Genomic DNA, 1,536 nt, shown 5'->3' on the forward strand with positions numbered 1-1,536 from the left:
GCTCAAACCCAGCCAGATGTCGCTCAAACTCAAGGCGTGTCAGCCAGCCAAGCAGCGACTGCAGGTGGCGACCAGTCGACGGTTGAAGTGACCAGCGCCAGTGTCGAAGCGCAAGGGATTCAACTGCAGTACAACCAGTCTATCGGTCTTGGGGAAGTCATTCGTTTTGCGGTTTGGACGGATAAAAATGGCCAAGATGACCTGCAATGGATTGATGCCAACGCTAGCGGTGCGGCCTTTATCGAGTTTTCACGCCATCGGGAATACGGCAAGTACCATATTCACACCTATTCTTCCACACGTGGGGGCCTCAATGCCCGAACGTTGGATGTGACCTTGTCGCCAGTCCAAGCCACTATCACTCAGACAGGGGAGTCCAGCTATCAAGTCACGGTAAGTCATGTCTCACCGACCCTTTCTAGCCTCAGCTTGCCAGTTTGGTCTGATGCCAATGGCCAAGATGACTTGCGCTGGATTACAGCGACCAAGACGGGCGCAGGCACCTTTGTGGCCACCATCACCACCCCAGAATGGGGACACTACAACCTCCATATCTATGGGCAGTCGCAAGTGACGGGTGGTTCAATTGGTTTGTTGGCAACGTCAGGCATTAACCATGTGGATGGCAGGGCCAACGCCAAGGTCAGCGTGACAGATTACGCTAAGGACAAGACCCGCTTTACGGTCAATGTCATCGGCACAAGCCCGAGCGACCGCGCAAGCAGCAAGAATCAAACCAAAACCATCCAATCGGTTTCCATTGCGGCTTGGTCCAAGGACAAGGGGCAAGATGACCTGAAATGGTATAGCCCAAGGATTACAAACAACAGTGCCCAACAAGTGGTTGATATCAAGGACTTGTCTAACACGAGTGATACTTATATCGTCCATGTCTACACCACCTATACGGATGGTAGCCGGGTTGGTGAGGTTGCCGGTGAGTTAAACATTCAAAAACCAAGCGAGCAAAATCAGGTGACCGCTAAACAAGGCCCTGACGGCATTCAGCTCCAGTTGACCTCTAACAGCATTTCAGACTTGTCGACCGTCCGTTTTGCGGTCTGGTCTGAAGCCAATGGTCAAGATGACCTGAAGTGGTACCGTGCGGATGCCAATGGCCAAGCCCTGGCGCCTTACCGTAACCACAAAGGCACAGGGGTTTACAACATCCATGCCTACCAGGAAGTCAATGGGCAAGTGCGAGGCTTAACGACGACAACGCTGACCATTGCCCCAGCTCAGTTGACCACCAGCATCCAACGTCAAGAAGAAGGGGTCTACCAAGTCACCATCAGCAATGTCCCTTATTACCTGACTGACTTGACCCTACCTGTCTGGTCGGATATCCATGGTCAGGATGACTTGCGGTGGGTCAAGGCCACACCAGTGACTGAGACGAGCTACACCGCAACCATCTACCTCAAAGACCACGACTTTAATACCGGGCATTATTCGGTCCATGTTTATGCCCAAAATCAACTCGACGCGGGCAAACAAGTCGGCTTGATGGCCACACAAGGGTTTCAGGTGGATAGC

Annotated in this window: 1 protein-coding gene; it reads left to right on the forward strand. The window is 52.7% G+C overall.

Going from position 1 to position 1,536, the window contains the following annotated elements; genetic code table 11:
• Positions 1-1,536, forward strand: a 1,536-nt coding sequence (locus tag STRDD12_RS07950; protein ID WP_197456673.1) for a GBS Bsp-like repeat-containing protein, incomplete at both ends; no start/stop codon positions are given.

The organism is Streptococcus sp. DD12, from assembly GCF_001578885.1.
In the GTDB taxonomy this organism is placed as follows: domain Bacteria; phylum Bacillota; class Bacilli; order Lactobacillales; family Streptococcaceae; genus Streptococcus.